This is a genomic window from Brunnivagina elsteri CCALA 953 (genome assembly GCF_002289455.1).
GTDB classification, from domain to species: Bacteria; Cyanobacteriota; Cyanobacteriia; order Cyanobacteriales; family Nostocaceae; genus Brunnivagina; species Brunnivagina elsteri.
Genome location: NZ_NTFS01000320.1, coordinates 1 through 7,897, shown reverse-complemented (window position 1 = coordinate 7,897; position 7,897 = coordinate 1). Strand labels below are relative to the sequence as shown.

At 39.6% G+C, this 7,897-nt stretch carries 7 protein-coding genes; 3 read left to right on the top strand and 4 right to left on the bottom strand.

Annotation, left to right across the window (positions count from 1 at the left end):
* Positions 1-202: 202 nt before the first annotated feature.
* Both CK510_RS22470 and CK510_RS22465 read left to right on the top strand, forming a co-directional pair.
* Complete coding sequence (locus CK510_RS22470; RefSeq protein ID WP_095723811.1) at positions 203-1,729, top strand: FAD-dependent oxidoreductase; 1,527 nt, start codon at positions 203-205, stop codon at positions 1,727-1,729.
* A gap of 136 nt (positions 1,730-1,865) precedes the next feature.
* Positions 1,866-3,554, top strand: coding sequence for an NAD(P)H-quinone oxidoreductase subunit 4 (locus tag CK510_RS22465; RefSeq protein ID WP_095723810.1), 1,689 nt, complete (start codon positions 1,866-1,868; stop codon positions 3,552-3,554).
* Positions 3,555-4,146: 592 nt separating this feature from the next.
* Here the strand turns inward: CK510_RS22465 and mreD are convergent.
* The 3 genes from mreD to CK510_RS22450 all read right to left on the bottom strand — a co-directional run bounded on the left by mreD (position 4,147) and on the right by CK510_RS22450 (position 6,758).
* The gene (gene mreD, locus CK510_RS22460) at positions 4,147-4,812 is read right to left on the bottom strand and encodes a rod shape-determining protein MreD (RefSeq protein WP_095723809.1); all 666 of its coding nucleotides are present in this window, start codon (positions 4,810-4,812) and stop codon (positions 4,147-4,149) included.
* Between the two features lie 23 nt (positions 4,813-4,835).
* Positions 4,836-5,675, bottom strand: a complete 840-nt coding sequence (gene mreC, locus CK510_RS22455) for a rod shape-determining protein MreC (protein WP_095723808.1) — start codon at positions 5,673-5,675, stop codon at positions 4,836-4,838.
* A gap of 75 nt (positions 5,676-5,750) precedes the next feature.
* The gene (locus CK510_RS22450; RefSeq protein ID WP_095723807.1) at positions 5,751-6,758 is read right to left on the bottom strand and encodes a rod shape-determining protein; all 1,008 of its coding nucleotides are present in this window, start codon (positions 6,756-6,758) and stop codon (positions 5,751-5,753) included.
* 417 nt (positions 6,759-7,175) lie between these two features.
* Here CK510_RS22450 and CK510_RS22445 point away from each other — a divergent pair, with 417 nt between their 5' ends.
* Positions 7,176-7,538: a single-stranded DNA-binding protein gene (locus CK510_RS22445; protein WP_095723806.1), complete on the top strand. Its 363-nt coding sequence runs from the start codon at positions 7,176-7,178 to the stop codon at positions 7,536-7,538.
* 172 nt (positions 7,539-7,710) lie between these two features.
* Here CK510_RS22445 and CK510_RS22440 read toward each other — a convergent pair.
* The coding region (locus CK510_RS22440) for an SIMPL domain-containing protein (protein ID WP_143289384.1) at positions 7,711-7,897 on the bottom strand (187 nt) is incomplete at its 5' end.

The window sequence follows — 7,897 nt, the reverse complement described above, 5'->3', positions numbered from 1 at the left end:
CTATTATATGGGTTAAAAAAAGTATTTTTTATAATGGAAGCTTAGCAAAATTTTTAAGACAAATTACACCCTATTATAATAAAACTACCAAAATCTAGATTATCAGAAAATGCGGGTTTTGAATAGCTTCTCCTTCCTCTCAAGCCAAATTTACATAATTCGTAATATTTGGGTAATGTTATAATTATTTTTGGTAAATACTATGTTAAATAATTCACAACCAAATGATAAATATGTTGAGTATGAAAATATTATTTCTTCCACATCATCCACAGGAATATTTGATGTTATCATAGTTGGTGCTGGTCCTGTTGGTTTAGCCACTGCCATAGGTTTATACAAACGTGGTATTACAAATATTCTAGTCATCGATCAAACTCGTACTTTTCGTCAAGTTGGTCAAATTGTAGATTTACTTCCGAATGGATTAAAAGCACTTAAATATATCGATGAAATAGCCTGCGAAGAAGTTAAAAAAGCTGGCATGGGTTACTTAAATTCTCTTTTTTTTAAAAGCAAAAATCAGCAAGATAGTGTAAGTTCAGAAGCAGAAAATCCCGACTCTTCACCAAAATGGTTTAGTAAAAATCTTCAAGGAGAAATCACTCATTCAATTCCTCTAAGTTACGATTATTGGCATAATAATTATGGAGAAGGTAGAGTATCAATCTCTTGGTATGATTTACAAACAACCTTGAGAAATCAACTTCCTGAATATCTAGTTAAAGCTAATCATAGATGTGTCAATCTTGTTGAAGAATTGTATGGAGAAAATGAAAAAACTTGCATTCGCATTGATTGCATATCTACATTAGAGGAATTAGAAAAAAATCCTTATGCATATTGGGAAAGTAACCCAAATAATATCAATAATATTAACCAACCTTTAGAATTAATCCCAAAAAAACAATTAACAGCAACAAAATCAATCCGTGGCAAAATCATTATTGCCGCAGATGGAATAAATTCCACAATTCGTCGTATTTTGTATACAAATAACTCTGAGAATGCTTTCACTCGTCCTAAATATTCCGGTTTTGCAGCAATATATTGTACGGAAATTAGTGAAATTTCCCAAGAAATTCAAACCGAATTGGAAACAGGTTTTCTGAAAGAATCATCCCTCGTGACTATTGGTGATGAATCACCACGAATGGTGCTGTTTCGCCATAATAATAGTATATTTGGTTATTTGCTACATATCGCTTTGCCTTTAGAATTATTACAAGATAAATCAGGTAGTTTATTAATTGATTTAGCCTTGCAACAATTAGAAAAAGCTAATTATCCAGAAGTTCTAAAAAAACTAGTTGCTGCCTCTTCCCATGAAAAAATGCTGCAACGTCCTTATTATATTCATCATGCAGAATCAAATCCAGAAAATCAATTAGAAAGTCAACCAGCTTGGAATGCTGGAAGTGTTGTATTAGCAGGAGATGCAGCACATGGAATGCCACCATTTATGGCACAAGGGGCAAACCAAGGTTTAGAAGATGCACTCGCTCTAACAACAGCGATCGCAAACATTGCGTTATCGAGTCAATGGGATGACACTCAAGCCATCTCCCAAGCTTTTTCCAAGTACGATCGCTTACGTCGTCCAATTATGGCATACGTTCAACGCGCTACATTAACTCGATTCCCATACATATCAAATCGACACTGGCAAGATTACAACGATCAGATTTACTCACGCAACCTCGAACCAACATCCGGAGTTTATCTATAGTTTCTGTAGATAGCCAGGAAAATAACAATGAGTGTTTTTACTTATTGTTAACCCTGATAAATAACTATGCATAAATATTTACAAAACAATATACAATTAGGTCATTGAAAAAAATAAGTATTTTTGCTTAGAGACCATAATGGCAGAACAATTCCCCTGGCTAACTGCGATAATCTTGCTGCCTGCCGTAGCTTCCTTGTTAATTCCAGTATTACCAGATAAAGACGGTAAACGGGTACGATGGTATGCACTAGGTATTGCGATCGCAGATTTTGTGTTGATGTGCTATGCCTTTTGGAAGAATTACGATACAAGCAGCGCGACTTTCCAACTCGCAGAAAGTTATGCTTGGGTACCTCAGTTGGGTTTAAACTGGGCTGTTTCCGTTGATGGATTGTCTGTTCCTCTCGTGCTTTTAGCTGGATTTGTCACAACCCTGGCGATTCTTTCAGCTTGGCAAGTTGACCGCAGACCAAAACTTTTCTACGCGCTGATGTTAATGTTATACTCCGCGCAAATAGGGGTTTTTGTCGCCCAAGACTTGCTACTATTCTTCATCATGTGGGAAGTCGAACTAGTTCCCGTTTATCTGCTGATAAATATTTGGGGTGGTCAAAAGCGTCGTTACGCAGCCACAAAATTCATTATTTATACCGCAGCAGCATCGATTTTTATCCTGATAGCAGCCTTGGGTATGGGACTATACGGTGGTGGGGATGTCACATTTGATATCGCAAAACTCGCAGCTAAAGATTATCCCCTTGCCTTAGAACTCTTCCTGTATGCAGGATTATTGATTGCATTTGGTGTCAAACTGGCAATTTTCCCCCTACATACTTGGCTACCAGATGCCCACGGAGAAGCATCTTCACCTGTATCGATGGTGTTAGCAGGTGTATTATTAAAAATGGGTGGATACGGATTAATTCGCCTAAATTTAGAACTTCTCTCCCATGCACATATTTACTTCGCACCAGTTTTGGCGATTTTAGGTGTAGTTAATATTATATATGGCGCGTTGAACTCGTTTGCTCAAACAAACATGAAACGTCGTCTTGCCTACTCTTCAGTATCCCATATGGGCTTTGTACTACTAGGAATTGCCTCATTTACCGATCTAGGTATCAATGGTGCAATGTTACAAATGATATCCCACGGTTTGATTGCATCAGTATTATTCTTCCTCGCTGGTGTTACCTACGATCGCACCCAAACAATGACAATGGGCGAAATGGGTGGTATTGGTCAAGTAATGCCCAAAGTATTCGCGCTATTTACAATTGGGGCAATGGCATCCCTGGCACTTCCCGGAATGAGCGGTTTTGCCAGCGAAATCTTTGTATTCGTCGGAGTCACAACCAGCGATGTTTATAGTTCAACATTTTGTACAGTGACAGTATTCCTTGCCGCAGTGGGAGTTATTTTAACCCCAATTTACTTGCTATCAATGTTAAAGCAAGTATTTTACGGAACTCCTAAAGAACTTACATGTGGGATTGATGATGTTGCGGTAGAGAATTTAGAAGACGAAGAAGCGGCTTGTTTTGGAACAGATTGCGTCTTACCTAACCAAGTGATTTACAGAGATGCTAGTCCACGGGAAATATTCATTGCCGCTAGTTTCATCGTCTTGATAATTGGCATTGGTTTTTACCCCAAATTAGCAATGGGAATGTACGATGTCAAAACGGTTGCAGTTAATGCTCTAGTTCGCCAATCTTATACGCAAATAGCCGAAGCAAGTCCGGGAATTTACGCGAATGGATTCTTAAAACCTAACATTGGGGAAGTTGATAGCCCACAACTTTTGGGAATTGTCAAGTAAAAAATAGCTAAAAAAGTAAGTAATTAATTCGCTAACTCTAAGTATCCCCGACTGTTCTAAAAGTTGGGGATATTGTTTAATACCGATTTTAAGAAAGAACGTGACAGATTGGTTGTCAATGTATTTTATTCTCTCTGCGTACTCTGCGTCTTGGCGGTTGTAATAATTTTTTGAATTAGTATAATTTTTCAAGTGTGTCTAATGCGATCGCAATATTAAAACCCAATATCCAAACCCAATATCCAAACCCAGCAGTAACCAAAAACAAATTGTAGAGACGCAATTAATCACATCTCTACAACTTCTGACTTTTCCCGTTATCTTTCTATCACAGCGATCGCGATCGCAAGTGCTATCCGAAAAGTCCTATTTTCTCGTTGTTCGATTATCGTTAAGCCTCTTTTATTGACAAAAGTATTGTAGACTGAAACCCTTGCTACCTCTATGTTTTCAGACTTAACGGGAAAAGTCAGCTACAACTTAATATTCACTTTAATCACTCTCACTCAATTACTGGGATAAACCCCAGAATCACCACACTCCGCACCGATTTTTGTTATTGATTATTAATAACCAATAACCATTAACCAACTTATTTACGTTCAGCCAGTTTCAACTTTTCCCACCAGCGATTCAGGGGATAATAAACAACAGGTGCCCAAAGACTGCTAAGAATAGACGAAGCAAGGGCAACCCTTTGATAATATGCCCAGACATCAGTAGGATTGCGATCGCCACTCATCACCAACTGGGATGCAAAAATAGCCTCACTAAAAGCAGACATAACAAACACAATTAAAGCAATTGAAATAAAATCTTCTTGAATAAATCGCTGCTTCTGCATTAAACCAGTCAAAAACCCAACCAAACCCAAACTCAATGCATGAGTCGGTTCGATAGATGTCATCGCATCTTGGAGGAACCCTAAAACAATTCCAGCAAAAGCCCCCTGCAAAGCATTTCGCTTCACACTCCAAACCACAACCCAAATTAACAACCAATTTGGTCCAATTCCTAGTAATTCCATACCAGGTAGGCGATTTGGTAACAATATCAAGCACAATAGTACTGTGACAAAGATTAACGAGTAATCCACGATTTGCCGAGTACGAGGGTTCCACTTAATGATCGGCTTGATTTTAAAAAACGTTGTATTTTTCGATTTGCGGGGTTGCTGACTTGATTTGCGTTGAGGTGAAGACAAATAGGATTTAGGCGCGTTTCTGCGTCTCTTGCCCCAAAATGCGAGGGTTTTCATAGTCTTAGTAGAATTACGAGAAGCTAGTTTGCGGGTTTTTCTGATTGTTGATTTTGAGATTTAGTTTCTGAATTGGTTTGAGAATCAGTTACCTCAGGTGTTTCCACTTGAGTTTCTGGTTTTGGATAAATTTGTACCCAATCCAACGAACGAATCGGTGGAAAAAGTTCAATTTTAGCGACTGATGCTGGTACTCTTTTTAAATCCAGAGACTTGATTTTACCAATTGCCACACCTGCCGGAAATTTTCGGCTGTAATTGGATGTTGCGATCGTATCGCCAACTTTAGCATTAGGCACTTTCTCGTAAAACTCAAGTATTGCTTCCGCAGAGCCATCACCTTTTAAAACACCTTTAGCAGCACTCTGACTGACGTTGACACCAATCTGGCTCTTCAAGTCGCTAACTAACAACACACGGCTAGAATTGGCACTTACCTGATCCACAAGACCAACTAACCCACCTTCCGCTTTGACAATTGAACCTTCTTGAACACCAGCCGAAGTACCTCGATTCAAGGTAACTTGTTGCCACCAATTATCAGCACTCCGACCAATTACCCTAGCAACAACAGAACGTTCTTTTGCTACTTCTTTTTCTGTATAAGATACAATTTGCTTAAGTTTTTGATTTTGGAATTGTAACTCAGCAATTTCGGTTTTTAATTCTAATATCCGAGCATCACGCAGTCGTTCTTCTTTATTTGGTGCAGCTTGCAACATCTGGAGCGGACGGGTTATTCCCTGATATGCCTCCATTAAAAGCGCACCCTGAGTTTGCCGCAACACAATAGTAGTGCCAACAGCTAAACATAGTAGACCAACTTGTAACCCTCTGCGCTCCCACCAACGTGCTGTAAACATATATACCTTTATATATAGCTATATTTACGAAGGATATTAGATTCTCAAGGGAATCTAATATCCTTGAATTCTCTTCTACATATTCCGAGAACGACCACTGAACACCCGTTCGTGTTGTTTAAAGTTTTCGAGTACGCGACCAGTACCGAGAACTACGCAGCACAACGGGTCAGCTGCAATGTGCGTAACAATACCTGTTTCATGACTGATTAAGGTATCAATACCCTTGAGCAATGCACCACCACCAGCCAACATAATACCTCTGTCGATAATATCGGCTGCTAGTTCGGGAGGAGTACGTTCTAAAGTACGCTTCACGGCTTCAATAATTACCGACAACGGTTCTGACATACTTTCGCGAATCTCCGGACCTTTGATTGTCACGGTACGCGGTAAACCCGAAAGCAAGTGCAAACCCCGTACTTCCATAATGGCTTCTTCATCATCAACGGTGGGGTAAGCCGAACCGATGCGAATCTTGATATCTTCAGCAGTACGTTCGCCAACTACCAAGTTATGAACTTTCTTCATATAGTGAATAATTGACTCGGTTAATTCATCTCCGGCAATACGTACTGATTCACTCAGTACAGTACCTTGAAGACTCAAAACCGCGACTTCAGTGGTGCCACCACCAATGTCGATAATCATATTGCCTGTTGGATCGGAAACGGGCAACCCCGCACCAAGCGCTGCGGCTACTGGTTCATCAATGAGGAATACTTCTCTGGCACCTGCTTGCGTAGCTGCATCCATAACAGCTCGCCGTTCAACACCAGTTACCCCACTAGGAATGCCAATTACAATCTTTGGCAAAACCAATGACTTACCATCGTTTGCACGCTGGATGAAGTGTTTTAACATCAACTCGGCGGTATCGAAGTCAGCGATTACACCATCACGCAAAGGACGGAGGGCAACTACATTCCCAGGTGTCCGACCAAGCATTTTTTTCGCATCTTCCCCAACAGCCAATGCCACCTTTTCGTTTTTGTCGATAGCCACCACAGATGGTTCCTGGAGTACAATGCCTTTACCAGATACGTAAACCAGGGTGTTTGCGGTACCTAAATCGATACCCATATTCTGCGACAAGGAAAACTTGTTAAAAAGACCCACGCGCTTCTACGCCCCCTATTTGCGATACTTTTTGACTACGACCGTAAGAGTGAATCGTGCTGGATTCTATTACTTTTTTTATTCCGAGTCTAGTAAACCAGGCTATTTTTCATAGAACTTTTGGTAATCTTTACTGAGTCCCAGTCTTTACATGTTTATATTCTCAACTTGCGTCGGTATATCCGTAAGGATTTCACACATTGTTGGAGTAATTATTACCAACTTTCTATGTCAACAGTTTTGTTAATGGTTTAACACAGTTTTTACAATTATTAAAGTAAAACTCATATTGTTATTTAAGCACAAGAGTTTTAAACACAAATAATTCGCTATGATAATAGTCACGATTTAAGAGTACGTCTGTACTCAAGGGGAAAGCGCATGAGTATAAATGTTGTCACATTGGTAGGTCGTGTTGGTGGCGACCCAGATATGAAATATTTTGATTCTGGTAAAGTTAAGTGTCGGCTAACTTTGGCAGTTAGGAGAAGAACGTCAAAAACCGATGAACCAGACTGGTTTGAGTTAGAAATTTGGGGTAAAACCGCAGAAATTGCGGGAAACTACGTAAAAAGGGGTAGTTTAATTGGTGTTAAAGGAGCATTAAAGTTTGATTCCTGGAGCGATCGCAATACAGGAGCTAATCGTACTAAGCCAATTATCAATGTAGACCAACTCGATCTGCTTGGCTCTAAGGGTGACACTAAACCCGGTATGGACGATTACAACTCAGATAATTTTTAATTTATTATGGTTAGTGGTTAATGGTGAATACAGGACTTTCAGAAAATATCCTAACCTAACCTAACCATAGACCAACTAATCATATCATTCGTGATGATGGGTGGGGAGAACCCACCCCTACAAAAATTTGGAGAATTTATTTCTTGGTGTTCCCTTACCTATTAACCATTAACTAATAACTAATTTGTAATGTTACTGATGCTTCAACTTGCTGCTCTCCAGCTACAATAGGAGTTGTGGCAGAATCTTTAGAGAAGTTAGCAGCACGAGCTTCAAGCATTGGTCGTGGTGGTGGAGTACTAGCACCATTTAGTTGAATGCTAACTACTTCCTTGGCTTTCAAACCGAGAGTTGTAAAC

What these genes read in the sequence shown, in the direction of transcription:
- CK510_RS22445 (WP_095723806.1), top strand. Translation starts at nt 7,176, where the DNA reads ATGAGTATAAATGTTGTCACATTGGTAGGTCGTGTTGGTGGCGACCCA.
- CK510_RS22450 (WP_095723807.1), bottom strand. Translation starts at nt 6,758, where the DNA reads ATGGGTATCGATTTAGGTACCGCAAACACCCTGGTTTACGTATCTGGT.
- mreC (WP_095723808.1), bottom strand. Translation starts at nt 5,675, where the DNA reads ATGTTTACAGCACGTTGGTGGGAGCGCAGAGGGTTACAAGTTGGTCTA.
- CK510_RS22470 (WP_095723811.1), top strand. Translation starts at nt 203, where the DNA reads ATGTTAAATAATTCACAACCAAATGATAAATATGTTGAGTATGAAAAT.
- mreD (WP_095723809.1), bottom strand. Translation starts at nt 4,812, where the DNA reads ATGAAAACCCTCGCATTTTGGGGCAAGAGACGCAGAAACGCGCCTAAA.